General features: G+C 42.8%; 27 protein-coding genes, 1 tRNA gene and 1 other annotated feature. Of the genes, 21 read left to right on the forward strand and 7 right to left on the reverse strand.

The window, feature by feature from the left end; all coding sequences use genetic code 11:
• Nucleotides 1-29: 29 nt before the first annotated feature.
• Nucleotides 30-863 carry a DUF2382 domain-containing protein gene (locus tag QUB80_RS03070; RefSeq protein ID WP_289788012.1) on the forward strand — a complete coding sequence of 278 codons (834 nt, stop codon included), beginning with the start codon at nt 30-32 and terminating at the stop codon, nt 861-863.
• Between the two features lie 105 nt (nt 864-968).
• On the opposite strand, the gene QUB80_RS03075 is transcribed toward QUB80_RS03070, so the two are convergent.
• The 5 genes from QUB80_RS03075 to QUB80_RS03095 all read right to left on the reverse strand — a co-directional run bounded on the left by QUB80_RS03075 (nt 969) and on the right by QUB80_RS03095 (nt 5,083).
• Complete coding sequence (locus tag QUB80_RS03075) at nt 969-1,601, reverse strand: HesA/MoeB/ThiF family protein (RefSeq protein ID WP_289788013.1); 633 nt, start codon at nt 1,599-1,601, stop codon at nt 969-971.
• A gap of 60 nt (nt 1,602-1,661) precedes the next feature.
• Entirely contained in the window at nt 1,662-2,492 is an 831-nt protein-coding gene (locus QUB80_RS03080; protein WP_289788014.1) for a hypothetical protein, read from the reverse strand.
• A 62-nt stretch (nt 2,493-2,554) separates the two neighbouring features.
• Nucleotides 2,555-2,610, reverse strand: a sequence feature (23S ribosomal RNA rRNA prediction is too short).
• 353 nt (nt 2,611-2,963) lie between these two features.
• Nucleotides 2,964-4,397 (reverse strand): vWA domain-containing protein, encoded by a 1,434-nt coding sequence (locus QUB80_RS03085; RefSeq protein ID WP_289788015.1) that lies wholly within the window; start codon nt 4,395-4,397, stop codon nt 2,964-2,966.
• A 300-nt stretch (nt 4,398-4,697) separates the two neighbouring features.
• Nucleotides 4,698-4,898, reverse strand: a complete 201-nt coding sequence (locus QUB80_RS03090) for a hypothetical protein (RefSeq protein ID WP_289788016.1) — start codon at nt 4,896-4,898, stop codon at nt 4,698-4,700.
• Nucleotides 4,899-5,013: 115 nt separating this feature from the next.
• Nucleotides 5,014-5,083: transfer RNA gene (locus tag QUB80_RS03095), tRNA-Lys, on the reverse strand.
• A 1,328-nt stretch (nt 5,084-6,411) separates the two neighbouring features.
• Between QUB80_RS03095 and nifB the strand changes: the two genes are divergently transcribed.
• The 4 genes from nifB to nifU all read left to right on the forward strand — a co-directional run bounded on the left by nifB (nt 6,412) and on the right by nifU (nt 10,785).
• A complete protein-coding gene (gene nifB, locus QUB80_RS03100) occupies nt 6,412-7,863 on the forward strand; it encodes a nitrogenase cofactor biosynthesis protein NifB (RefSeq protein ID WP_289788017.1) in 1,452 nt (483 codons plus the stop codon).
• A 153-nt stretch (nt 7,864-8,016) separates the two neighbouring features.
• Nucleotides 8,017-8,358 (forward strand): DUF362 domain-containing protein, encoded by a 342-nt coding sequence (locus QUB80_RS03105; protein ID WP_289788018.1) that lies wholly within the window; start codon nt 8,017-8,019, stop codon nt 8,356-8,358.
• 151 nt (nt 8,359-8,509) lie between these two features.
• On the forward strand, nt 8,510-9,724 hold the full coding sequence (gene nifS, locus QUB80_RS03110; RefSeq protein ID WP_289788019.1) for a cysteine desulfurase NifS: 1,215 nt from the start codon (nt 8,510-8,512) through the stop codon (nt 9,722-9,724).
• A 176-nt stretch (nt 9,725-9,900) separates the two neighbouring features.
• Entirely contained in the window at nt 9,901-10,785 is an 885-nt protein-coding gene (gene nifU / locus QUB80_RS03115) for a Fe-S cluster assembly protein NifU (RefSeq protein WP_289788020.1), read from the forward strand.
• Nucleotides 10,786-10,950: 165 nt separating this feature from the next.
• Here the strand turns inward: nifU and QUB80_RS03120 are convergent, their stop codons facing one another.
• Nucleotides 10,951-11,118, reverse strand: a complete 168-nt coding sequence (locus QUB80_RS03120) for a hypothetical protein (RefSeq protein WP_289788021.1) — start codon at nt 11,116-11,118, stop codon at nt 10,951-10,953.
• Between QUB80_RS03120 and nifH the strand changes: the two genes are divergently transcribed.
• The 14 genes from nifH (at nt 11,114) to QUB80_RS03190 (ending at nt 24,092) form a co-directional block, all read left to right on the forward strand.
• Entirely contained in the window at nt 11,114-12,004 is an 891-nt protein-coding gene (gene nifH / locus QUB80_RS03125) for a nitrogenase iron protein (protein WP_200862408.1), read from the forward strand. The genes QUB80_RS03120 and nifH overlap by 5 nt on opposite strands.
• A gap of 233 nt (nt 12,005-12,237) precedes the next feature.
• A complete protein-coding gene (gene nifD / locus QUB80_RS03130; RefSeq protein WP_289788022.1) occupies nt 12,238-13,728 on the forward strand; it encodes a nitrogenase molybdenum-iron protein alpha chain in 1,491 nt (496 codons plus the stop codon).
• Between the two features lie 323 nt (nt 13,729-14,051).
• Nucleotides 14,052-15,590, forward strand: coding sequence for a nitrogenase molybdenum-iron protein subunit beta (nifK, locus tag QUB80_RS03135; protein ID WP_289788023.1), 1,539 nt, complete (start codon nt 14,052-14,054; stop codon nt 15,588-15,590).
• A 249-nt stretch (nt 15,591-15,839) separates the two neighbouring features.
• Nucleotides 15,840-16,166: a Mo-dependent nitrogenase C-terminal domain-containing protein gene (locus QUB80_RS03140; protein ID WP_289788024.1), complete on the forward strand. Its 327-nt coding sequence runs from the start codon at nt 15,840-15,842 to the stop codon at nt 16,164-16,166.
• A gap of 204 nt (nt 16,167-16,370) precedes the next feature.
• Complete coding sequence (gene nifE / locus QUB80_RS03145) at nt 16,371-17,849, forward strand: nitrogenase iron-molybdenum cofactor biosynthesis protein NifE (protein WP_289788025.1); 1,479 nt, start codon at nt 16,371-16,373, stop codon at nt 17,847-17,849.
• Nucleotides 17,849-19,174, forward strand: coding sequence for a nitrogenase iron-molybdenum cofactor biosynthesis protein NifN (nifN, locus tag QUB80_RS03150; RefSeq protein WP_289788026.1), 1,326 nt, complete (start codon nt 17,849-17,851; stop codon nt 19,172-19,174). Before nifE ends, nifN begins: the two co-directional genes overlap by 1 nt.
• A 102-nt stretch (nt 19,175-19,276) precedes the next feature.
• Complete coding sequence (nifX, locus tag QUB80_RS03155; RefSeq protein ID WP_289788129.1) at nt 19,277-19,690, forward strand: nitrogen fixation protein NifX; 414 nt, start codon at nt 19,277-19,279, stop codon at nt 19,688-19,690.
• Nucleotides 19,687-20,163, forward strand: coding sequence for a NifX-associated nitrogen fixation protein (locus QUB80_RS03160; protein ID WP_289788027.1), 477 nt, complete (start codon nt 19,687-19,689; stop codon nt 20,161-20,163). Before nifX ends, QUB80_RS03160 begins: the two co-directional genes overlap by 4 nt.
• 96 nt (nt 20,164-20,259) lie before the next feature.
• A complete protein-coding gene (locus tag QUB80_RS03165) occupies nt 20,260-20,460 on the forward strand; it encodes a CCE_0567 family metalloprotein (RefSeq protein WP_289788028.1) in 201 nt (66 codons plus the stop codon).
• Nucleotides 20,457-20,774, forward strand: coding sequence for a nitrogenase-stabilizing/protective protein NifW (nifW, locus tag QUB80_RS03170; RefSeq protein WP_289788029.1), 318 nt, complete (start codon nt 20,457-20,459; stop codon nt 20,772-20,774). Before QUB80_RS03165 ends, nifW begins: the two co-directional genes overlap by 4 nt.
• A 10-nt stretch (nt 20,775-20,784) precedes the next feature.
• Entirely contained in the window at nt 20,785-21,573 is a 789-nt protein-coding gene (locus tag QUB80_RS03175) for a HesA/MoeB/ThiF family protein (RefSeq protein ID WP_289788030.1), read from the forward strand.
• An 80-nt stretch (nt 21,574-21,653) separates the two neighbouring features.
• Nucleotides 21,654-22,025, forward strand: a complete 372-nt coding sequence (locus QUB80_RS03180) for a HesB/IscA family protein (RefSeq protein ID WP_289788031.1) — start codon at nt 21,654-21,656, stop codon at nt 22,023-22,025.
• Between the two features lie 57 nt (nt 22,026-22,082).
• Nucleotides 22,083-22,382: a 2Fe-2S iron-sulfur cluster-binding protein gene (locus QUB80_RS03185; protein WP_016872348.1), complete on the forward strand. Its 300-nt coding sequence runs from the start codon at nt 22,083-22,085 to the stop codon at nt 22,380-22,382.
• Between the two features lie 759 nt (nt 22,383-23,141).
• The gene (locus QUB80_RS03190) at nt 23,142-24,092 is read left to right on the forward strand and encodes a heme o synthase (RefSeq protein ID WP_289788032.1); all 951 of its coding nucleotides are present in this window, start codon (nt 23,142-23,144) and stop codon (nt 24,090-24,092) included.
• Nucleotides 24,093-24,182: 90 nt separating this feature from the next.
• Here QUB80_RS03190 and QUB80_RS03195 read toward each other — a convergent pair whose 3' ends face one another.
• On the reverse strand, nt 24,183-24,392 hold the full coding sequence (locus QUB80_RS03195; RefSeq protein ID WP_289788033.1) for a TOBE domain-containing protein: 210 nt from the start codon (nt 24,390-24,392) through the stop codon (nt 24,183-24,185).
• Between the two features lie 137 nt (nt 24,393-24,529).
• Between QUB80_RS03195 and QUB80_RS03200 the strand changes: the two genes are divergently transcribed.
• The gene (locus QUB80_RS03200) at nt 24,530-25,171 is read left to right on the forward strand and encodes a class I SAM-dependent methyltransferase (protein WP_289788034.1); all 642 of its coding nucleotides are present in this window, start codon (nt 24,530-24,532) and stop codon (nt 25,169-25,171) included.
• A 683-nt stretch (nt 25,172-25,854) separates the two neighbouring features.
• Nucleotides 25,855-26,451 carry a CBS domain-containing protein gene (locus QUB80_RS03205; RefSeq protein ID WP_289788035.1) on the forward strand — a complete coding sequence of 199 codons (597 nt, stop codon included), beginning with the start codon at nt 25,855-25,857 and terminating at the stop codon, nt 26,449-26,451.
• The last annotated feature ends 5 nt before the right edge of the window (nt 26,452-26,456 follow it).

Here is a 26,456-nt window from a genome sequence, read left to right on the forward strand (position 1 = left end):
TAACTAATAGAAAAATAGGAGTTAATTGTATGGCACTTGTCAAACTAGAAGACCTATACCCTGACTATCGTGAATATGGCTCTGACATCGATAATCTTAAGAGTTTTGATGTTTATGGAGCAAATAATGACAAAGTAGGTTCGGTATTCGATATCTTAGTTGATGAAAATACTGGTCGCTTCCGCTATTTTGTTGTAGATACAGGTTTCTGGATTTTTGGCAAAAAAGTTTTATTACCAGTTGGTCGTGCTAGTATCAGCTACACAGATAAACGAATTTATGCCTCTGGACTTACTAAAGAGCAGGTAGAAAATTTGCCTGACTATGACAGCCTAGAAAGAATTGATTATGACTATGAAGAGCAAGTCCGTGGTGTATATCGTCCAATGGCTGATACTTCCGCTTTGAATCAATCAGCTACTTACGATTATGATCGCAACACCTACAATTATGAGCAAGAACCGTCATTGTATGACATGAGTGATCGCGATCATCAAAATCTAAAGCTGTACGAAGAACGACTAGTTGCCAACAAACAACGTCGTAAAGCTGGAGAAGTAAGCATTGGTAAACACGTAGAAACCGAAACTGCTCGTGTTGCAGTACCTGTAGAACAAGAGCGAGTGGTAATCGAGCGGACAAATCCCACAAATACTAAACCCGTAGATCCTAGTCAAGCTAACTTCCAAGAAGGCGAAGTAGCTCGCATGGATATCTATGAAGAAACACCCAACATACAAAAAGAAGCTGTGGTGCGAGAAGAAGTTCGAGTCAAAAAAGTCGTAGAGACTGACACTGCTGAAGCCACTGACACAATCCGACGCGAAGAACTAGACGTGGATACCCAAGAACGCTCTAAGTAATAGACGCTTAAAAATGTCAGCACCATTACGAATTCAGTGCTGTTAACTTTAAGGATTGGTATAGGTCAGTGGTGTGCGTAGGTATGGTTGTAGCTTAGTTTACAATTAAAGAGATTGAACAGTTAAATCCTTCAAGGTGATGGTAAAGTTACGCTGTTGTGCTGTAAAAATAAAGGAAATGATTTCTTCACAGACAACAGCAACAGTTAAGATTACCAAGTTTCGTGCCAGTGGATAATCACAGATATCATCATTAACATCAGAAGGAACACGATAAACCTGATTCCAAATTACTTCTGCATAATCTGCTGATAGCCCAGCATGAAGACAAGGAATCTTGAATTGATTGGCATAATCCTTCACCGCCTGACGTGCTACACTGTTGTCAAAAATATCGATAATCAAATGGCTATCTTTGAGTAGTTGAGTTGTATTTGCTGATGTCAATTCCTTTGCCTTGGTATCAAGTTTAGTACCAATCGCTCGGTATAAATTGTTCGCCAAAATTTTTACTTTAAACGCTCCCACATCAGAACGATAATAAGGCTGAGTCGAAAGGTTGCGTTCTTCAATGCGATCGCGATCAATGACTGTGAGTTTGTCAAAACCAGATCGAGCCAAGTTTTCAGCAATGTTAGCTCCCAATGCTCCAGCCCCACAAATTGTTATGGGGTAATTCTTCAGCTTTGCCATCACAGTATTGCTGCGGTAAAGCTGTTCGTGAAAAAACATACTCATTCAATTTTGGATTGTGTAGTCGGTATTAAATCTGTTTTACTGCTGAATTCTTCTCTAATATCACCACTGTTGTTCCATTACACCCACTAACGATTGCAAATCAAAATCGCGATCGCGCCCACTCAGACAAATGCCAGAACTTATCACAGTCAAGTCAGTTTTAGCGATCACACTACTATGGCGAACACCATCAGCAGTTGTCCAATCCACTGCCCAGTAATCACCGCGATCATAAAATTGGTTTAGTTCACCACCGCCCATCCGCAATGCTTTTCTCAGTCGTTTTTCATCCTGTTGAGGTTGCTCGAAACCCTCAATGAGCCGAGTTGCTAATTCATATACTGTGCGCATCTCTGGAGTGATGCCTTTAAACTGCAATTGCTCGGCAGGAGTAAGTTGCTTAACGGCAGATTGCAGAGTTTCAACAATTGCCGGATCGCTACGGCGATCAACCCCCTCGAACCAGTAACAATGTCCATTCCAACGAGCAATGATTTGCTCAAATGCAATACCCTCAGTTACTAAATGCACTGCGAGCGGCTTCACTACTTTCAACCGTTGACGCATATCTGCTTCATTCACTGGGTATGCTAACCAAGTTTGTCCCCACTGTTGATGTGCTAATCGTAGCCGGATTAGGGGAAAGTTTTGCAGATATTCCGCAACCTGGGATAAATCTGCCTCTTCCACAATCTTTGCAGTCTTCTCATCCACTGGCTGAAAGATACCCCAACCTTCAAATTTACTGGGCTTTGGTGTAAAGGTGTAAACCATCCCTGCTACCCGTGTGCGAATTCTTCCACCTTTGACACAGGGTGCAAGAAATTGGGTGGTGTATAAATGTGTTTGTGCATTAGCAATTTGGTTGATTAGCTTACGGATATTAGTCATAAATTATTCCCTGCATGCAAGTTGGTGGAGTATTGCGCTTTCTCAGTTACTAGGGGACTCTGCTGGTGAGTTATTACACACTCTTTCAAGGATGGCTACTTTTAAGCCCACCTCCCAGGTTCTTCGTACTCTCCGTTCACACACGCCCACTGGATTTGACAGTGTTACTTTTCCTCTCGTACTAGTATGTAAGCTCCACGAGTTGGGACACGCAGGATTTATACTACATTATACTACAAATATGCCAGAGATGAAAAGGGAGATTTTGCATTAATGCGATCGCTGCTATTTTATAAGCATTATTGATGTCGCTTATTAATATCACTGCTTTTTAGGATTTCCAATTATTGAGCTATTGTTTGTTAAGTATCTCCTCAAAAGCTCAGAGAATTCTATTGTTTGTGAATGTGTTTTCAGTATGCAGTAGATACTGCCCATTCATTATAAATGAGCAGTGTCTTAATTCTAACCTCACTTATCCTCTCGCACAGGCAATGGCATCTCCATAATCTCCATCAGCAAATCCAGACGAGAGGGACGTGTCAGCAATGGAACGAGGTTGGGCAAGCTGTAGTAATCGCCCTCAAAGGTGAACGTTTCTACAGGTGCTTGCTGCTGCTTGAGTTGACTCTCTACCCAATCGTAATGAGTACCAACACGCACAATCACCACATTGGGCATTACCGCCAACTCCCGACAATAGGTTTTATAAGCTTCACCGAAGTAAGGAGCAGCATTTTCACCTTCATCTGTTACCAGAATAATCTGGTCAACAACTTGCTTCTTCTTGCGCATTGCTTCTAATGCACAGCCGATGCTAGTGCTACCAGCTGCCTTGATGTGCTGGAAAGCACGCTCCCAGTCGGTTAACTCCTTGCCCTTTGCTGTGAGAGCGTAAGCAATGGTGTCAAAGGCGTAGACAAATAATTCTGCCTGAGTGATACCAGAGATTAAGGCAGCAAGCTGCTTACCGATCGCGATCGCATTCTCCATTGATCCAGACTTATCCACCAGTAAAGCAGTTGGACGAGCGATCGCACCACGTCGCTTTACCTGCTCGTTGGTAACTTTTTCCAGTCGGGCAACTGTATCTGCGTCTAAATCTGCGGCTTCGGCGGCAATCTGGGCTTTGAATGCTGCCACACGCCCACTCTTAGATGCTTCCTCTAGCTTAGAGTCAATCAGCTGCTTGACTTCTGGATGATCCATTGCACCTCTAGCTTGGAGTGACTTGAGGTTATTGATCACTTCCTGAGGAGTCATGCTGTGAATCAAGGCTACCAGCACAACAGGTGTAAGTTGCTTGATTGCACCAATGGCAATTGTGTAGGAAATCTTGAACTCCACAATCAACCGTGCTTGTTCTGCTGCACTTTCTGCCCTTGCAAGCTGCTTCAGCACATTTGCCAAGGAACCCTCTGGGGGAGTATTGCGGAACAGAATCGCATTTGCCCGTTCATTCGGTTTAATATGCAGCGAAGCATATAGGTGTTTCATTGCCTGACGACTTCGCAAAGCAGCGCGATCAAATAAAGCCGGATTACTTTCCCGTGCTTTTAGGTAACGCCGTACAGCCGTGCGAGCCGAACGAGGCAGTTTCTGTTGGTGCTGCTTCATGAAGTCTACCACACGAGCTACTTGATAGGGTGGAAACTCTTGCAGCATCACAAATCCAGCATCTCGGTGTTCAGTCAAATAGCTAGTTAGCAAGTGAGCAATAAATACTTCCTTGTGATCGCGGACATCACCATGACGCTGATACCAAACCGCCAAATGTCCGTAGAATATGGGATCGAGTTCAACAATTAACTGATGAATTTCTGCGACTTGCTCAAGTTTGCGATGAGGAGTTGTCAGCAAACTGTTGAGCATTTCCAGACGCAGATCGCGTTCTGTGGTATTCATGGAAACCTCCTCTAAGAATTTTGGATTGCAATCCAAAATCTAAAATTCAAAATTGAAGGAGGCAGATGTTGCACGCACAGTGATCAAGTCACCGCGCAAGTTGTAGAAGCATTGTGTCTAACTTGTACTGAGTTATGTAAGCTTCTGCGATTGGGGCGCGGCAACAACTACCAATAGTCCTAAGTTGTAGTATTAAAATTGTTAGTACGAAGGGTACCTGTAATCGCTTGATCTCAATTTAAGTACCTTACTATTTAGTTAATATGTAAGCTTCTTCCGTTAGGACTCGAAGTGAAAAATTTAACCATAAACAGCTTCAGGACGAATAATCAAATCACCACTGGGACGACGATCAATTACGTAAGCACAGAGGCGATCGCTATTCACATCTAAATACCGAGCAACCCGTTCCTTCACTGCCAAATCATTCATGTCAGCTACAATTCCCAGTTGTTTTTCTGTAACATCAATAGAGCGTCCTTCAAATCGAATATGAACCATTGTCATCACCTTTGTTTTAATTACGGATTGGTATGAATGGATCTGATCGGGATTGAACCGATACCCTCCCTGTGAGAGTTGCACTCACACCTTGTGCAAGTTAAAAAAGCTGTTGTAACACACGCAGGAATTGCACCTGCACTTATCGTTTAAGAGACGATCGCTCTACTTTTGAGCAAGTATGTAAGCTTTTTCTGTTAGGACACAAGTGATATCCGGGAACTCTACCGTTAGAGCTACAGACCCAAGTTTAGGCTTAAGCAAAAATAAGTTAGTCAGCTTGGCAGTGCCGAAGGTGGGTTATTAAAGTACACCTAAAAATTAGGGTTTATGCAGTTGTCAAGGTTCCAAGAAGATTAACTTTTGCTTTTGGGTAAGCTTTTATCTTTGTAATATAAATGTAGTATAAAACCTACATAATGTCAAGAGGATTGCTACACTAACTGCGAACGCACTGTATTCCCTAAATTCTATGAGCAGCAAGAGAGCGTCTAGCAGGCATTGCACACTCAACTAATTTGAGATTACTCTATAATAGTTGGTATTTAGTTGGTAAAAAATCAGTGAGCAGTAATCAGTTAACAGCTATAAGTTTTCCTTGAGGGTTTAATGTTCACTGTCCCCAGCAGCCTTCACATAGCTAGTAATTCTCTGCAATTGGGAATGCAGTGTTTTAGGGACACAGAAGTTCAGCCAGAACTTTAGCTGTCAGATTTTGCAATGAATTCTCATCTTTTGCCCGTAAAAGTGACTCGAAGTGGGTTAAATAGTGGCTTTTCCCATAGCAATTCCGATTTACCTCTCCAAAAATTAAAAAAAATTAAATTGCATTTTCTATCAAAAAAAAAGTGATATGTTGGATACAGAATTGAATTTCGCAATTTTCTGGAGTAGAGTCCGTAACCTACTCCAGATTTCCAAAAGTAAAAACCGCTCCAAAATCATTGGTCTAGGCAATTTGAGAAGGGTCTTTGAGTACAAGGCTATGCAAGCTAAAAAAAATGTAAATTGATTTAAAAATCTTGATAGGACTGGTTTTAATCTGAGTACAAAAACACTTGTCCCCTTCTCCATAAATACTTGTACTTCCACCCTAAAATACTAGCGCCCCTACCCAAAAAAAAATTTCCAATTCTTTTAATGCTTTGGAAATCTGGGTTTCACATTTTGAGTACAAACTTAATAAATCTAATAAATCTTATCCTGGTTGTAAGCTTAGGTCTATTTCCGACGACTGATATAAAACTTATATCGCCAATCACTTGACGCACCAATCAAGGAGCGATGAGTGAGTGGAGGGATGAGATAGCACCATGCCCCTGTGAAATCGAAGTCGCGGCTGTAGGCGCTGTCTTCCACCCACATCTTGTGCAGACACACACCAGCCGAGAAAACTTGGGTTTATAGCCTACCCCGAACCCTGGTAGGCAGCGCTCAAAACAGACGCGGCTTCCATTCCTAACTTATTAAACAGTAGCATTCCCATCACCGACCCCTTGCGAAGCGAAATTCAATGAGACCACCTTCTACAGGAATTGTCAACTCCCCAGTTACGGAAATCAGACCTGAAGTCAAATCTAAAGGTTGCGGCCCATGCAGCAGTGGTTCCACCGTGGAAGTGGACGAAAGACTACAAGAACGCATTGCCAAGCATCCTTGCTATAGTGAAGAAGCCCATCATCATTATGCTAGGATGCATGTTGCGGTAGCCCCTGCCTGCAACATTCAGTGCAATTACTGCAATCGTAAATATGACTGTGCTAATGAAAGCCGTCCGGGGGTAGTTAGCGAATTGCTAACACCGGAAGAAGCTGCACACAAAGTGCTAGTAATTGCAGGCAAAATTCCTCAAATGACAGTTTTAGGAATAGCAGGCCCAGGCGATCCACTAGCCAATCCAGAAAAGACTTTTCGTACCTTTGAGTTAATAGCAGACAAAGCACCTGATATTAAGCTTTGCCTATCAACCAATGGTTTAATGCTTCCCGAATATATTGATCGCATTAAACAACTAAATATAGATCACGTCACCATCACCATTAATATGGTTGACCCGGAAATCGGGGCAATGATTTATCCTTGGGTTCACTACAAACGCAAGCGCTACAGAGGTATCGAAGGCGTTAAAATTCTGCACGAAAAGCAGATGGAGGGATTGCAAGCCCTTCAAGAAGCCGATATCCTGTGCAAAGTTAACTCTGTGATGATTCCAGGGATTAACGACGAACACCTCGCAGAAGTAAATAAGGTGATTCGCTCCAAAGGCGCATTTTTGCACAATATCATGCCACTGATTTCTGCCCCAGAACATGGCACCCACTTCGGACTTACCAATCAGCGTGGGCCTACCCCCAAAGAACTAAAGGCAGTACAAGACAAATGCGCTGGTAACATGAAGATGATGCGCCACTGTCGTCAGTGTCGTGCCGATGCGGTAGGATTATTGGGAGAAGACCGCAGCCAAGAATTTACTAAAGATAAATTCTTGGAAATGGCTCCAGAATATGATTTGCAAAAGCGTCAAGAAGTTCACGCAGGAATTGAGAAGTTTAAAGAAGAACTGAAAGCTGCCAAAGAGTCTGTAGAGACAAGCCATGGCGCGTCTGTACAAAACAACGTGAAAATTATGGTTGCAGTAGCAACAAAAGGCGGCGGACTAGTAAATCAACACTTCGGTTATGCCAAAGAATTCCAGGTTTACGAAGTGGATGGCAAACAAGTGCAGTATGTTGGTCATCGTAGAATAGACCACTATTGCCAAGGTGGTTATGGAGAGACAGCCACTCTTGAAAAGATTATCGAAGCGATCGCCGATTGCAAAGCCGTATTAGTCGCTAAGATTGGCGAATGCCCCAAGGAAAAATTGCACGCTGCTGGCATACAAACAGTGGAAACCTACGATGCGATTGAAAAAGTCGCTCTGGAATATTACCAGCAATACGTGCAGGAAACAGTTAGTTGTTAGTAGTTATTAGTTAGTAGTTATTAGATAGTTGTTGGTAATTAGTCAAATTTCCACTAACCACTATCCACTAACTACTATCATTACCAAATAATTATCTAGCACTCATTACCCAGTACCTAATCCTCAATTTGCTCTCTTTTATGGAGGATCATCATGGTTTACCAAATAACCAGCGAGTGCATTTCCTGTAAGCTTTGTCAATCAGTATGTCCTACCGGCGCAATCAAAATGGTTGAAAATCGTCTTTGGATTGATCCCAATCTTTGTACAAACTGCGTTGATAGCATCTACACCGTGCCTCAGTGCAAAGCTAGTTGTCCCACTGGCAATGGCTGCATGAAAGTTACAACCGATTATTGGGAAAACTGGTTTAACACTTATAATCGCCTGATTGCAAAATTAACTAAAAAACCAGATTATTGGGAGAATTGGTATAAGCTTTATTCTCAAAAATTTTCCGAACAATTACAAAAGCATCAGCAACAAGTGGCGTAAGTATGGGGACTGGGGACTGAGGACTAGGGACTAGGAAATACTTATGAATTATTCCCTCATTTCTCATTCCCTGTTCTCCTTCACCTTCATCACACTGGTAATTAAAAGAAAAATCTAAAGTTTTTGGCTCTTGTTATAGAGAATTGAAGCAATGCAAAAGAATTGTATTTATCTCGACAATAATGCCACCACTAAAGTAGATCCAGAAGTTGTAGAGGCGATGCTGCCGTATTTGACGGATTATTATGGCAATCCCTCTAGTATGCACAGCTTTGGTGGACAAGTAAAAAAAGTAGTAAACCAAGCAAGAGAACAAGTTGCAGCCCTACTTGGTGCTGACGAATCAGAAGTGATTTTTACAAGTGGTGGTACAGAGGGAGATAACGCCGCGATTCGAGCCGCATTATTGGCACAACCGCAAAAACGACACATTATCACTACCCAAGTCGAACACCCTGCGGTGCTGACTTTGTGCAAACAACTAGAAAACCAAGGTTACACCGTTACTTATTTATCGGTAAATCGCCAGGGACAGTTAGATTTCAATGAATTGGAAGCGGCACTAACAGGTAACACCGCCCTCGTGTCGATTATGTATGCGAACAACGAAACAGGTGTGGTGTTTCCGATTGAACAAATTGGGGTGCGGGTAAAAGAGCATGGCGCTCTCTTTCATGTCGATGCGGTGCAAGCAGTCGGCAAGATTCCGATGAATATGAAGGCTAGCACCATTGATATGTTAACCATGTCCGGTCATAAAATTCACGCACCAAAAGGCATTGGTGCCTTATATGTGCGACGCGGTGTTAGATTCCGTCCCATGCTCATCGGTGGTGGACAAGAACGCGGACGCCGTTCGGGAACACCAAATGTACCGGGAATTGTCGGCTTGGGTAAAGCAGCAGAATTAGAATTGTTACATATACAAGAAGCAACTGCTAGAGAAAAGAAACTGCGCGATCGCCTAGAACAAACTATCATCGCCACAATTCCCGACTGTGAAGTTAACGGTCATTCTACGCAGAGATTGCCCAACACCACCAATATTGGCTTCAAGTATATCGAAGGTGAAGCAATTCTCCTCCACCTGAACAAACACGGCATCTGTGCTTCGTCTGGTTCTGCTTGTAGCTCTGGCTCTCTAGAACCTTCCCACGTGCTACGGGCAATGGGTATACCCTATACAATCTTGCACGGTTCGATTCGCTTCAGCCTTTCTCGCTACACTACAAACGCTGAAATAGATACTGTGCTAGAGGTAATGCCCGGTATTGTCGAACATCTGCGTGCTCTATCACCCTTTAAGAATGATGAAGCTGCTTGGCTGCAAGAGCAAGAGCAAGCAGTAATAGGGGCTAGAGGCTAGGGACTAGGGACTCGGTACTGGTAACTGGGAAAGAAACGTTCAAGAGCGTGAACTAAACTTTTCCCAGTACCCAATCACTAATCCCCAATACCCAATCCAAAATCACGCCACTTGCACTCAACGCGCTTAAACCGCAAGGGCGCAGTGGCTCCAAAATCCAAAATCCAAAATAGACTATGTGGGACTACACAGATAAGGTATTGGACTTGTTCTACAATCCCAAACATCAGGGAGCAATAGAAGACAAGGGTGAACCAGGAATTAAAGTTGCTGTTGGTGACGTAGGTAGCATTGCTTGTGGAGATGCCCTCAGACTGCATCTCAAAGTTGAGCAAGATACAGAAAAAATTCTCGACGCTCGCTTTCAAACCTTTGGTTGTACCAGTGCGATCGCTTCTTCTGAAGCTCTGATCGAACTAATTCAGGGTAAAACCTTAGATGAAGCTCTAAAAGTTACTAATAAAGACATTGCTAGCCATCTTGGTGGACTGCCAGAAGCAAAAATGCACTGCTCGGTAATGGGACAAGAAGCACTAGAAGCGGCTATTTATAATTACCGGGGCATAAAGCGAGAGGCTCATGACGATGATGACGAAGGAGCGCTAATTTGCACCTGCTTTGGCATCAGCGAATCAAAAATCCGGCGCGTAATTGTTGAAAATAATCTTACTACCGCCGAAGATGTAACAAACTACGTCAAAGCAGGTGGCGGATGCGGATCGTGTCTGGCAAGTATCGATGACATCATTGCATCTGTGCAACAACAAGCAGTTACCCCTGTCAGTGCTTCCCTCAATACCAATGGGCAGACATCTGCAAAGAAATTGACATCAGTGCAAAAAATTGCTCTTATTCAAAGAGTACTAGATGAAGAAGTCAGACCCGTTTTGATCGCCGACGGGGGAGATGTAGAACTGTATGACGTAGAAGGTGATCGCGTCAAAGTAATACTGCAAGGTGCTTGCGGTTCTTGTTCTAGCAGCACTGCCACACTCAAGATAGCGATTGAATCCAGATTACGCGATCGCGTCAGCCAAAATATTGTAGTTGAAGCAGTTTAGTGAGTGGTTAGTAGGGGCGGGTTTCATTGATTATTTTTCGGTTAAAACCGACCATTTCTCTTTTAAACCCGCCCGTACAGTGGATAGTGGAAATTTGACTAATTACCTACTAAGAACAAATTACTACTAATTACTACCTACTATCTACTAACACCCAAAAATTTACTAACAACAAATATGCTGAACATTCCAACTGTTTTTGTGGTAGAGCGATCGCCACCTTAACCACCGGCGACGTTCTATCAAGCGGTCACTGCTGACCCAATCAACGTGAACCTCTAAAACAAATTCTCGATTACCCACCAAACCAATAGCAGGAGAAACATTAATCATGACTGAGAATATCAGACAGATCGCATTCTACGGTAAAGGCGGTATCGGTAAATCTACCACCTCCCAAAATACCCTAGCTGCGATGGCAGAAATGGGTCAGCGCATTATGATCGTAGGTTGTGACCCCAAAGCTGACTCTACCCGTTTGATGCTGCACAGCAAAGCTCAAACCACCGTGTTACACCTCGCCGCAGAGCGCGGCGCAGTAGAAGACTTAGAACTAGAAGAAGTAATGCTCACCGGTTTTCGTGGCGTGAAGTGCGTGGAGTCTGGTGGGCCTGAGCCTGGTGTAGGTTGCGCCGGTCGTGGTATCATCACCGCCATCAACTTCTTGGAAGAAAACGGTGCTTACCAAGACTTAGACTTCGTATCTTACGACGTGTTGGGTGACGTTGTCTGCGGTGGTTTTGCTATGCCTATCCGTGAAGGTAAAGCACAAGAAATCTACATTGTTACCTCCGGTGAAATGATGGCGATGTATGCTGCTAACAACATCGCTCGTGGTATTCTTAAGTACGCTCACTCTGGTGGTGTGCGTTTGGGTGGTTTGATTTGTAACAGCCGTAAAGTTGACCGTGAAGCCGAATTGATCGAAAACCTGGCTGAAAGACTCAACACCCAGATGATCCACTTCGTACCTCGTGACAACATCGTTCAACACGCAGAATTGCGTCGTATGACTGTTAACGAGTATGCACCTGACAGCAACCAATCTCAAGAATACCGCGCACTAGCTAAGAAGATCATCAACAACGATAAACTCACCATTCCCACACCAATGGAAATGGACGATCTAGAAGCATTGTTGATCGAATACGGTATCCTCGACGACGATACCAAGCATGCTGAAATCATCGGTAAGCCTGCTGAAGCTACTAGCAAATAGTTAATGCCGTAATCAAAGGAGACACGGAGACACGGAGACACGGAGACACGGAGACATAGAGAATTTCTCCCCTCTGCCCACGCCAAGTGCTACAACGGAGCGGAGCCGGAGACTCCGAAAGCTCCGGGGAACCTCCAAGGGCGCAGTGGCTCCTCTGCTCCCCTGCCCCCTCTCCCCCTCCTCTTCATCTATCCTTCTATTTCCCGATCCGTTAAGAGTAATCGAGGCAGACTATGACACCTCCAGAAAACAAGAATATTGTAGAAGAACACAAAGAACTAATTAAAGAAGTTCTCCAAGCCTACCCCGAAAAATCTCGCAAAAAGCGCGAAAAACACCTCAACGTTCACGAAGAAGGCAAGGCTGATTGCGGTGTTAAGTCTAACATCAAATCTGTTCCTGGTGTAATGACCGCTCGTGGTTGTGCCTATGCAGGTTCTAAGGGTGTAGTCTGGGGGCCGATTAAGGACATGATCCACATCAGCCACGGGCCTGTTGGTTGTGGTTACTGGTCTTGGTCTGGTCGTCGTAACTACTACGTTGGTGTAACTGGTGTCGATTCCTTCGGTACTATGCACTTCACCTCCGACTTCCAAGAGCGGGATATCGTCTTTGGTGGTGATAAAAAACTCACCAAAATGATCGAAGAAATTGAAGAACTCTTCCCCCTCAACCGTGGTGTCTCAATTCAATCAGAATGTCCCATTGGTCTGATTGGGGATGACATCGAAGCCGTAGCTAAGAAAGCTGCTAAACAAATTGGTAAACCTGTAGTACCTCTGCGTTGCGAAGGTTTCCGAGGTGTTTCTCAGTCTCTCGGTCACCACATTGCTAACGACGCTATCCGTGACTGGATCTTCCCCCAATTTGATAAAGCGAAGAAAGAAAATAAAATCGACTTCGAGCCAGGCCCATATGATGTAGCACTAATCGGTGACTACAATATCGGTGGTGATGCTTGGGCAAGCCGGATGTTATTAGAAGAAATGGGCTTACGTGTTGTTGCCCAGTGGTCTGGTGATGGTACCCTGAACGAATTGATCCAAGGGCCAGCAGCTAAATTAGTTCTGATCCACTGCTACCGCTCGATGAACTACATCTGCCGTAGCTTGGAAGAAGCCTATGGTATGCCTTGGATGGAATTCAACTTCTTCGGCCCTACCAAGATTGCTGCATCTCTGCGTGAGATTGCTGCTAAATTTGATTCCAAGATCCAAGAAAATGCCGAGAAGGTTATCGCTAAGTACACATCGGCAATGAATGCGATCGTCGAGAAGTATCGTCCTCGCCTCGAAGGTAATACAGTTATGCTGTATGTTGGCGGTCTGCGTCCTCGTCACGTTGTTCCCGCTTTTGAAGACCTGGGTATCAAAGTGATTGGTACTGGCTACGAATTCGCTCACAACGACGACTATAAGCGCACAACCCACTACATCGACAACGCTACTATCATCTACGACGACGTTACCGCCTACGAATTCGAGGAATTCGTGAAAGCGAAGAAACCCGATTTAATCGCCTCTGGCATCAAAGAGAAGTACGTGTTCCAGAAGATGGGCTTGCCCTTCCGTCAAATGCACTCTTGGGATTACTCTGGCCCTTACCACGGTTACGACGGCTTCGCTGTCTTCGCTCGCGACATGGATTTGGCTCTCAACAGCCCCACTTGGAGCTTAGTTGGCGCTCCTTGGAAAAAGTCCGTAGCTAAGGCTAACGCTGCTTAATTAAAAGGGAAATAGATGGATAGCCTGGGGTTTATACCCCAGCTATAAAGGGAAGAATGATGAATGCTGAATGCTGGATGGAATAATTTGTTTCATTCATTATTCATCATTCACCACTCGTAACTCCCTCCGGGATTCGACCCCTTGGCTATCCGCACACTGCTCACCCTTCGGGTACTCTACCTTGAAGCCGCCCTCCGGGCGTCTACGCAGTTCCTACAACGGGGGGCTTTGGGGCCCCCACGGAGTGGGGTTGGGGGGAAACCCCCGCAACGGACTACCTCACCATTCACCCATTCAGCAAGCAACAGAGAGATACACAAATGCCACAGAATCCCGAAAAAATTGTAGATCACGTACAACTATTTCAACAGCCAGAGTACCAAGAACTCTTCAAGAACAAGCATGAGCAGTTTGAAGGCGCACACTCACCAGAAGAAGTTCAACGCGTTTCTGAATGGACAAAAGGCTGGGAGTACCGTGAAAAGAACTTTGCCCGTCAAGCATTAACTGTCAACCCTGCTAAAGGTTGCCAACCCGTAGGCGCTATTTTTGCTGCTGTCGGTTTTGAAGGCACCTTACCCTTTGTTCAAGGTTCTCAAGGTTGCGTTGCTTACTTCCGTACCCACCTCAGCCGTCACTACAAAGAGCCATTCTCAGCCGTGTCTTCTTCAATGACTGAAGATGCAGCCGTGTTCGGTGGTTTGAACAACATGATCGAAGGCTTGCAAGTTTCTTACCAACTCTACAAGCCCAAGATGATTGCTGTTTGCACCACCTGTATGGCAGAAGTTATCGGTGATGACTTGGGTGCTTTCATCACCAATGCTAAGAATGCTGGTTCAATTCCCCAAGATTTTCCAGTACCTTTTGCCCACACCCCCAGTTTCGTTGGTTCTCACACCACTGGCTACGACAACATGATGAAGGGGATTCTGTCTAATTTGACAGAAGGCAAGAAAAAGGACAAAACCAACGGCAAAATCAACTTTATTCCTGGTTTTGATACCTATGTTGGCAACAACCGCGAATTAAAACGGATGTTGGGCTTAATGGGTATCGATTACACCGTCTTAGCGGACAACAGTGACTACCTAGATGCTCCCAATACTGGTGAGTATGATATGTACCCAGGTGGTACAAAGCTGGAAGACGCTGCTGATTCTTGCAATGCCGAAGCGACTGTTGCACTGCAACGCTACACCACACCCAAGACTCGTGAATACATCGAAACTAAGTGGAAACAGCAAACTAAAGTCCTGCGTCCATTTGGTGTGAAGGGTACTGACGAGTTCTTGATGACTCTTTCTGAAATGACCGGTAAGCCCATTCCTCAAGAATTGGAAGATGAGCGTGGTCGTTTGGTTGACGCCATGACTGACTCCTACGCGTGGATTCATGGCAAGAAGTTCGCTATCTACGGCGACCCAGATTTAATCTACAGCGTTACTAGTTTCTTGTTAGAGTTGGGTGCTGAACCAGTACACATCCTCTGCAACAATGGTGACGAAGCATTCAAGAAAGAAATGGAAGAATTGCTTAGTGCTAGCCCATTCGGTCAGCAAGCAACAGTCTGGATTGGCAAAGACTTGTGGCATCTACGCAGCTTACTGTTTACTGAGCCTGTAGACTTCTTCGTTGGTAATTCCTACGGTAAGTACCTGTGGCGCGATACCAAGATCCCAATGGTACGGATTGGTTATCCTCTGTTTGATCGCCACCACTTACACCGCTATCCTACACTTGGTTACCAAGGTGGTTTGAACTTACTCAACTGGGTTGTTAACACCATTCTTGATGAGTTGGATCGCAGCAGTAATATTGCAGGTAAGACCGATATCTCCTTCGATTTGATTCGTTAAGAATCTCATTAACTCGCAGCGTGCCAATAAGGGACTAGGGACGAAGAAGAGGACAAGGGGACACGGGGACACGGGGAGGACACTTCCGTGCGGAGGTCCCCTCCGTTGAGGAAAGTGTCCGTCGACAAGGAGAAGATTTCTTCCTACAGATCGCTTCCTCCACTCTCCCCCTCTCCCTTTCCTCATTTATCCCCGATTCCCAATTCCCAATTCCTTTTTTCTTTGAAATTATTACCCAATTTGCTAAAGATGGCTTCTGTAAATCACACTCACAACCACCCTAACTTTCATCCACCAAACTATCAAAAATCTGGTGGTTTTGATATTCTATATCCACTACGTCGATTCGTGGATAACATTCAGGTAAAAAACCATCGTCTGGCTCATCTAATTTGCCAAATAATTCCTTGCTGTTGCCCCTTTGAGCGCAGTATTAAAATGTTTGGGTGTACATTTAATATTCCTGCGTTGTGCAAGCTAAATCCCTTATATGACAATTTTGTAGGATTACGTTTTCGTGCCTTATCTTACCTCAGCGATGAATGTGGAGAAGATGTCACGAAATATATTTGCTAGTCGTTACATATTACTCATTATTCAATACTCATTATCGATTACTAATTAGTTAATGGTTAGTAGTTAGTAGGTAGTAGTTAGTAAATATTCTGTAATTAACTTCAAATCAGCACATCTATTAAGAAACTGGCTTCCTTCTGCCTACTGCCTACTGCATAGCTGCCTTTTTCCAATTAACAACTTTCATCCAGCGCGAGGAAACAGATGACAATCACCCAAGGCAAAATCAATGAGCTGCTCTCTGAACCAGGATGCGAGCATAATCATCAGACTCATGGAGACAAAAAAAATAAAACTTGCAAACAACAAGCTCAACCTGGGGCTGCTCAAGGAGGCTGCTCCTTTGATGGTGCAATGATTGCCCTAGTACCGATTACTGATGCTGCTCATTTAGTCCACGGGCCGATCGCCTGCGCTGGAAATTCCTGGGGTAGTCGTGGTAGTCTCTCTTCTGGGCCTCAACTTTACAAGTTTGGCTTTACTACCGATTTAAGTGAAAATGATGTAATTTTTGGAGGCGAAAAAAAGCTTTATAAAGCTATCCTAGATATTCACCAACGCTATCAACCAGCAGCAGTATTTGTTTATTCCACCTGTGTCACTGCTTTAATTGGTGAAGACATGGATGCAGTTTGCCAAGCTGCTGCCAAGAAAATTGGTATCCCTGTTATCCCTGTCAATTCTCCTGGTTTTGTAGGTAGTAAAAATCTTGGTAACCGCATTGCTGGTGAAGTATTGTTGGAACACGTTGTTGGCACTGCCGAACCTGAATACACTACGCCCTATGATATTAACCTCATCGGTGAGTACAATATCGCCGGTGAAATGTGGAATGTCATCCCATTACTGGAAAAATTAGGCATCCGTGTTTTGGCAAAAATGACTGGTGACTCTCGCTACGAAGAAATTTGTTACGCCCACCGTGCCAAGCTCAACGTGATGATTTGCTCCAAAGCCTTGATTAACATGGCAAGAAAGATGAAGGAGCGCTACGGTATTCCTTACATTGAGGAATCTTTCTACGGTGTGGAGGACATGAACCGCTGTTTGCGGAACATCGCTGCACAATTAGGTGACCCCGATCTACAGGAACGTACAGAAAAGTTGATTGCTGAAGAAACTGCTGCACTACAAGATAAACTAGCTCCATATCGCGCCCGTCTGAAAGGCAAGCGCGTTGTTCTTTATACTGGAGGCGTGAAGAGCTGGTCAATTATTTCTGCGGCAAAAGACTTGGGAATGGAAGTGGTAGCAACCAGTACTAAAAAAAGTACGGAAGAAGATAAAGCCCGCATCAAAGAGTTACTTGGTCAAGACGGCATCACACTGGAAAAGGGCAACCCCCAAGAAATATTGCGGGTGATTAATGAAACAAAAGCTGAGATGTTAGTTGCTGGTGGTCGCAATCAATACACTGCTCTCAAAGCCCGGATTCCTTTTTTAGATATCAATCAGGAACGCCATCACGCCTATGCAGGTTATGTAGGGATGGTAGAAATGGCACGTGAGTTAGATGAAGCCCTCTACAGTCCTGTGTGGGAGCAAGTACGTAAACCTGCACCTTGGGAAGAGGACGCAGGAAATAAGGACACGGGGAATATCTCGGCGTCTGCATTTCTCCGCATCTCCGTGTCGCCTGAAATTCGCCTCCCACTATCTGCATCTTTCGAGGAGGAAGTTTAATGGCGACTGTTGTTGTTCCCAATAAACCAGTTGTAGTTAATCCTCTCAAACAAAGTCAAACCTTGGGTGCAGCCCTTGCTTTTTTGGGATTGAAAGGAATGATGCCTTTACTCCACGGTTCCCAAGGCTGTACTGCTTTCGCTAAAGTGATACTGGTGCGGCATTTTAGGGAGGCAATTCCCCTCTCGACCACAGCAATGACCGAAGTCACCACAATTTTAGGTGGGGAGGAGAATGTTGAAGAGGCAATCTTAACTCTGGTGCAAAAGTCACAGCCAGAAATTATCGGTTTGTGTACGACTGGACTGACGGAAACCAGAGGGGATGATATGGAAGGTATTCTCAAGGATTTTCGCAAACGTCATCCAGAACTGGATGAACTGCCAATTATCTTGGTTTCCTCTCCAGATTTTAAAGGTGCATTACAAGATGGCTTTGCTGCTGCGGTGGAAAGCACAGTCAAAGAGATTCCCCTATTAGGTGAGAAAAAGGCACAGCAAATCACAATTTTGATGAGTTCTGCCTTTGCACCAGGGGATGTGCAACAGGTAAAAGAGATTGTCACCGCCTTTGGATTTACACCAATTATCGTACCTGACCTTTCCGCTTCTTTGGATGGTCACTTAGATGATTCTTACAGTCCGATTACAGGCGGTGGCACAACTCTGGTACAATTGCATAAAGTTGGCAGTTCTGCTTTCACCTTGGCACTGGGTGAAAGTATGCGGAATGCAGCGAAAATTCTGCAACATCGCTTCGGCACGCCCTTTGAGGTATTTACAGAACTGACAGGGTTAGAACCAACAGATAAATTTTTGCAATTTCTGGCGGAATTGAGCGGTAGTAGCGTACCAGAAAAATATCGCCGCCAACGTCGCCAGTTACAAGATGCCATGCTAGACACTCACTTTTATTTTGGTCGCAAACGAGTGTCTTTAGCATTGGAACCAGATTTATTATGGTCTACAGTTTGTTTTTTACAATCAATGGGGGCAGAAATACAAGCAGCTGTAACGACAACGCGATCGCCTTTATTAGAAAAACTCCCCATTGAGAAGGTCATTATCAGCGATTTAGAAGATTTTGAGCAACTTGCAGCAGGATCTGACTTACTAGTAGGTAACTCTCACATAGCAGCGATCGCCAAACGACTCGACATCCCTCTTTACCGTCAAGGAATTCCCATTTTTGACCGTTTGGGTAATGGTCAATTTACCAAAGCGGGTTACAAAGGCACGATCCAGATGTTATTTGACATTGGCAATCTCTTTTTAGAAGCAGAGGAAGCAAAAGTGAGAGATAGAAATATTCAAGGTGATTGGTAATAACAAGGCTAATAGTTAATAGCTAATCGCTAATAGTATTTCACTATTAACTATTAGCAGTTAGCCATTAGCAGTCTGAAACTCAAAGTTACTAGCATGACGATGAAAATAGCCTTCACAACTAACGACCGAGTTCATATTAATGCTCACTTTGGCTGGGCTAAAACTATCGATATTTATGAGATATCATCAGAGGGTTATCAGTTCATAGAAACCTTAAACTTTGGTGGAAATCTCAAAGAAGATGGGAACGAAGATAAATTAATTCCTAAATTGGATGCAGTTGTTGATTGTACAATTGTTTATGTGTCAGCAATTGGCGGAAATGCTGCGGCACGTTTAATTAAGAAAGGTGTTACTCCAGTTAAAGCACGAACTGAACAAGAAAAAATTACTGATATTCTAGAAAACCTAGTCAAAACTTTGCAGGGGAGTCCTCCACCTTGGTTGCGTAAAGCCCTACAGCAAAAATCTCGCAGCTTTGAAGATGAATTAGAGGAGGAAGCAACGGTATGAGCGCAACTAATAGCATGAATGGAACAGCTACAACAGAAGTTTTAAAGTCACCTTTCTTGAAAGCGATCGTACAACAAATTCGTGGACAAGATAGTTATGGAGTATATCGAAATTGGTCGGATGAATTGATACTAAAACCTTTTGTTGTTACCAAACAAAAGAAACGTGAAATTTCTGTTGAAGGTGAAGTAGATCCGATTACTGTAGCAAGAATTATGGCATTTTACCGAGCTGTTGCAGCCCGGATTGAACAAGAAACTGGTCTTTTATCTCAGGTTGTAGTTGATTTAAGCCATGAGGGTTTTGGCTGGGCGCTAGTCTTTTCTGGTCGTTTACTACTAGCTGTTAAAACTTTGCGAGATGCTCATCGTTTTGGTTTTGAATCATTAGAAAAAGTAGCAGAAGAAGGAGAAAATTTAGTACAAAAAGGCGTGGAATTAGCCCAACGTTTTCCGGAAGTAGGAAGACTGTAAAAAATTATTAATAATTAATAGCTAATAGCTAATAATTAATAGCTAATTGTCATTAGCTATTAACGTATAGAGATGCCTATGAATCAATCCAAAAAAATGACAATTGAAGAACTACAAACTCAAATCAAACGTCTTAATAGTAAAGCAGGTCAAATGAAAATGGATCTGCACGATTTAGCAGAGGGCTTACCAACAGATTACGAAAAGCTTATGGACGTTGCTGCTGCAACTTATAAAATTTATTGTCAGCTAGATGAATTAAAGCAACAACTGAAACAAATGGAGCAAAAAAAATGAGCGAAGATTGGAATAAGTTCCAAAAGCTCACAGAAGCAGAGGAATATTTTGACTTTTTTCAACTACCTTATGACCAAAAGGTTGTCAATGTAAATCGTCTACATATTCTCAAAAAGTTCTCCCAATATATTCAAGAAATTGATGAGAATTATACTGACCTTAGTGCCGCAGATAAGTTAAGTAAATATTGTGAGGCGCTGCAAAAGGCTTATCAAGTTTTTATCGAATCTACACCTCAAGAACAAAAGCTGTTCAAAGTGTTTAACCAGAAGCCTAAAAATGTAATTACGCTGACAGAAATCACTTCTGATTAGGAGGTAAAAAGTGATAGACCTAACGCCTACCGAGTTAGAACGTTACCGTCGCCAAATGATGCTCCCTAATTTTGGCGAAGTTGCACAAAAGCGCCTGAAGTCAGCGACTGTTCTGGTGACGGGTGTGGGAGGATTAGGCGGTACGGCAGCGCTTTACCTAGCGGTAGCAGGCGTTGGGCGACTGATCCTAGTCCGAGGTGGCGATCTGCGACTTGATGATATGAATCGTCAAATTTTAATGACGCATGATTGGGTTGGTAAGCCAAGGGTTTTTAAGGCAAAAGAAACTTTAGAAGCAATCAATCCTGATGTCAAAGTAGAAGCAGTTCATGAATATGTCACCTCGGAGAATGTGGATGTTTTGGTGCAATCCGCAGATATGGCACTCGACTGCGCCCATAATTTTACGGAGCGCGATTTGTTGAATGAAGCTTGCGTACGGTGGCGTAAGCCAATGGTGGAAGCAGCGATGGATGGGATGGAAGCTTATCTAACTACGATTATTCCCGGTGTGACGCCTTGTTTATCTTGCTTGTTTCCCGAAAAACCAGATTGGGATCGGCGTGGATTTTCAGTGTTAGGTGCTGTATCTGGAACTCTTGCTTGTCTTTCTGCATTGGAAGCAATTAAGCTGATCACTGGATTTAGCCAACCTCTCCTATCGCAACTGCTGACAATAGATCTGGCTCGGATGGAATTTGCCAAGCGTCATTCTTACCGCGATCGCTCTTGCCCAGTGTGTGGTAATAATGCACCTTGGAGATACTTGCAATCAAAATCCACAGTCATTAGTCATTAGTTGATGGTTAATCGAAATGGAATGAACAATTAACTATTAACAGTTAGCTATCAACAAATTTTCAATAATCAGGAGGTCAGATGTCTGTTAATTTGACAGAAAAAGCAGAATTTCGATTGCGAGCATTTTTAGCAGGTTCTACTCCCGATGCCAACGACGTAACTAAAGGCATCCGTATCTCTGTTAAAGATGGTGGTTGCAGTGGTTACGAATATGCAATGGATGTCACTAGTAAGCCACAAGCAAATGATTTAGTGATCCAGCAAGGTAAAGTAACCATTTATGTTGATGCCGAAAGTGCGCCCCTATTAGAAGGGATTGTCATTGATTTTATTGATGGCGTAATGGAAAGCGGCTTCAAGTTTATCAACCCCAATGCAACTGAAACCTGTGGTTGCGGCAAGTCATTCAAAACAAGCGATTGTTCGTCTGCGGGTGTACCTTGCAGTTAATAGCTATTGGTTAATAGCTAATAGCAATCAACAACGTTTTTTGAGGAGAACACGAAAATGGCAACTTATCAAGTTAGATTAATCAACAAAAAAGAAGACCTTGACGCTACAATCGAAGTTGACGAAGAAACTACCATCTTAGAAGCAGCAGAGGAAAATGGAATTGAGTTGCCATTCTCTTGTCACTCTGGTTCTTGCTCTAGCTGCGTTGGTAAGGTAGTTGAAGGTGAAATCGATCAATCTGAGCAAATCTTCCTTGATGACGATCAGGTTTCTAAAGGCTTCGCTTTACTTTGCGTGACCTATCCACGTTCTAATTGCACGATTAAGACTCATCAAGAACCTTATCTTGTCTAAAGTTTTTATTTTTTTCCTCTTCATTTTCTCTTTTTCTAGCTAATTTTGAAGTTATAGCTTTTGCATAGCTATGACTTCTTATTTATATTTTGAATATTCAATACTATTTACAGCAGATTGCAAGTGAATGAAGTACACCCCTCAGCAAGGGTAGCCAGCGCCTTGCGGAGAGAAGCGCCTTGCGGGGGTTTCCCCCGTTGGGGCGACTTCGGAGGGTTCCTCCCCCAATTCCCACTCCGTGGGGGCATTGAACCCCCCGTTGTGGCGACTGGCGTGGTACAGAGGGGGTACTCGATAGAGTGGGTGGGATTAATGTACTTCACCTAGATGAAATGTGCTGTAATAATTTATGAAAAGTATACTAGTAAACAACTGTTATATTCAATAATATCTTTTCTTCTTTAAAGATAATCTATTTTGTAATTGTTTTAACGTTTTTTTATTTTTATTTTATAAATAATCAAAGAAGTAACATTATATATTGAACAAAGCAGAATACTAAAGTTCAGTATTTGTTAATAGTATTGCAACAGTTCATTACTTAAAAATTAATAAATAGCTGAATTATTAAATATAAAATGCTAACTTTTAGATAACAGCAGAAATAAACAAGATTTTACCTTCTGCTTTCTGCCCCTTTGAAGTTCAGAGCCTCGCAGAGCGTAGACACCCGGAGGGCGGCTTCTCGCAGAGTGGAGCTTGCGCTAACGGAGGAAACCTCCGCTCTGACTTCTCTGTGTCCTCTGCCTTCTACTAATTATGATAGGGAATACTGTCACGCACCACTATCAGAATTTTCTACAAGTTGTTCAGAGTTATTACCAACTCACTAAACCTCGAATTATTCCCCTATTGCTGATTACCACAACTGCTAGTATGTCTATTGCATCTAGGGGAAAATTGGACTTTATATTGCTACTAGTTACCTTAGCTGGTGGTACTTTTGCTGCTGCTAGCGCCCAGACGTTCAATTGCATTTATGATCGCGACATTGATTATGAAATGGAACGCACTCGCCATCGTCCTTTGCCTTCTGGGCGGATACAGCCTGTTCATGCTTTAATATTTGCGATCGCTTTAGCTTGTATTTCCTTCACATTGCTTGCAGTCTTTGTGAATTTGCTTAGTGCTGCGCTGGCAATGTCCGGTATTTTGTTTTATGTGGGCGTCTACACTCATTTACTCAAACGCCATACCTCTCTTAACATCGTCATTGGTGGAGCGGCTGGGGCAATCCCAACATTGGTAGGTTGGACAGCAGTTACGGGTAGTGTAAGCTGGACAGCGTGGCTCTTGTTTGCGATCGTTTTCCTATGGACACCTCCTCATTTCTGGGCGCTGGCATTGATGATTAGTGAAGATTATGCCAAGGTGGGTGTGCCGATGCTACCGGTAGTTGCTGATCATATTACTGCCGCTCGCCAAATATGGGTGTACAGTTTACTACTAATTCCCACGACATTTTTATTATTAGAACCTCTCAATTTCATGGGTGCAATTTATGGCTGCACTGCTTTTGTGCTGGGGGCTATTTTCACCAAAAAAGCTTGGGCGCTCTTACAAAATTCAGAGGATAAAGAATTAGCGCGCTCGCTATTTCTTTTCTCGATTCTCTATATGATGTTATTGTGTGCTGCAATGGTGATTGATAGCTTTCCTATTACCCATAAACTAACAGAGGTAATTTTAAGTTTTTTGGTTAATAGATAGTAGCAACCCTAAATCATTGATAAAAAACAAGAACCCTAACTTCTCAAAGAAGTCGGGGTTCTATATCATTAGTAAAAGACAACCAATTTTTTAATCAACAGCAACCATTACATCTGTTGCTTTAATAACAACGTAAGCTTGTTTTCCTTCTGCTAATTGAAGACTGTCAGCTGAGGCTTTTGTGATAATTGAAGTCACTTCGATTCCAGGCGCAAGTTCTAGAGTGACTTCGGTATTAACTGAACCTGGTACAATTTTTTTTACAGTAGCTTTGAGGGCGTTACGAGCACTGACTTTCATATTGAAAATTTACTAATTTTGACACGCTCATGCTATCACAGTAGTTTTATTTTCACATAATACATTATGTGTATTTCAGATTTTGTTTATAATAATTCAGAGATTTTTTATAATTTACGACTGTAATTGTATAAATCATGTCAGAATCAAAAATTTATAAATCAGATAGTGGAGATTTTGAGCACAAGTGGCTAGCTTACTATCAAGCTGTAGAGGGACGTCCACCACGAGATACTCTGCTTACAGCTTTGGATTATTTTGATAAAGAAAATCCAAGCACTTCTAAGTCTTATTTCGCAGTTGACTTGGGGTGTGGAGAAGGAAGAGATACCGTCGAACTATTGCGTCGTGGTTGGCGAGTATTAGCAATTGATGGACAACAAGAAGCCATTACCCGTTTGTTAAATTATCCTAATATTGATTTAAAACTTTTACAAACCCGCGTTGTTCGCTTTGAAAATTTAACTTTGCCAGAATTAGTAGATTTAGTAAATGCTAGTTTTTCGTTACCCTTTTGTCCGCCAGAATTTTTTCCGAACTTATGGAAAGAAATTGTTACATCTTTACGTTCTGGTGGCCGCTTTTCGGCTCAATTATTTGGAGAGCGTGATTCTTGGGCTATTTACACTTCTATTACCCATCATACCCGTGAACAGATAGAACAGATGCTACAAGATTTTGAAATTGAAATGTTAAAGGAAGAAGATCATCCTGGTAAGACAGCACTAGGAGAAGAAAAACACTGGCATATTTTTCACGTAGTTGCACGTAAACTGTAGAATTATTCCTAAATTATTTGAGAAGTAAGATATCTTGTTTATCACAAGTTAAGTCTGCTGAAACTACTTTGATATAATACTTCATTCCTGATGAAGCAGCTCTGTTTTCTATTGATTATTGATATTTAATTGCAACTCATTTGCTACTCTTGCTATTCATTACACTTAATCATTGATTAAGGAGATTAAGTAAATATTTTGTTATCTTACAAAAGTCAAAAAATACAAATAATTTGGATTAATTTAAGATTCTATTTGTAGATGATTTTGCAAAGTTTTATGACTGACACCTTGTGCATACTTTCTCCAAAGTTAATATATAAATGTAGGCTAACTTGTTGTCTTTAAACCTAAAAAACAGCAGCAAAAAGTAATTAGATTCTTATGTAATTAATGAAGAAATAAATCTTGGCTAAACTAAACATTGGGAATAAATTAAGTTATCTTAAAGGTAAAATTATGGGTAAATGCGTAATTCTTCTTCTAGTAAAAGCCAGATTTATTAAGTCATGAGATGACACAATTTCAAGTTTCGTAATTGCTTTTTGAAATAGCAACTCTGATTTCTTGCAGTTCAGCCTAAGTCTAGATGAAGCGTTTATGCCTCCGGCATATGTAGTAAGGGAAGAATTGCAGCAATGTAGAACCAGTTTGCTTGCAAATAAGGAAAAGGAGCAGAAATTATGAGAGCCAAACACATCATGACTCAAGATGTAGCTACCATTCGCGGTTCGGCTACTGTAGCAGAAGCAGTCAGACTCATGAGGCTCAAAGGATTACGATGCTTAATTGTCGAAGCTCGTCACGACGGAGATGCTTACGGTATTGTTACCGAGACTGATATCGTCTCCAAGGTGGTTGCTTGTGGGAAAGATCCTAAACAGGTACACATCTACGAAATTATGAGCAAGCCTTGCATCGTCGTCAATCCTGATCTTGATGTTGAATATGTGGCACGGCTATTTGCTAATACGGGCGTATGGCGTGCGCCTGTTATCCAAGGTGAACTACTTGGTATTATTTCCGTCACCGATATTATTATGAAAGGTGACTTCCTAGAAAAGCCCAAATTAGCATTCTTGCAAAAAGAACTCCAAAAAGCGATATCCAATGCTCGTTCAGTTTCCAGTAACTGTGGTGCTGATTCTAAAAAAGCTATCGAAGCTTGGGATTTGGTGGAGGAACTAGAAGCAGAAGCTTGTTTTTATGGCGCACCAAAACCAGAAAAATCAGCTAGAAAGCTATTCTCTGATGAACGTAAACTAGCAAGTGTTAGTTAATAGCT

It is taken from the genome of Chlorogloeopsis sp. ULAP01, assembly GCF_030381805.1.
In the GTDB taxonomy this organism is placed as follows: Bacteria; Cyanobacteriota; Cyanobacteriia; order Cyanobacteriales; family Nostocaceae; genus Chlorogloeopsis.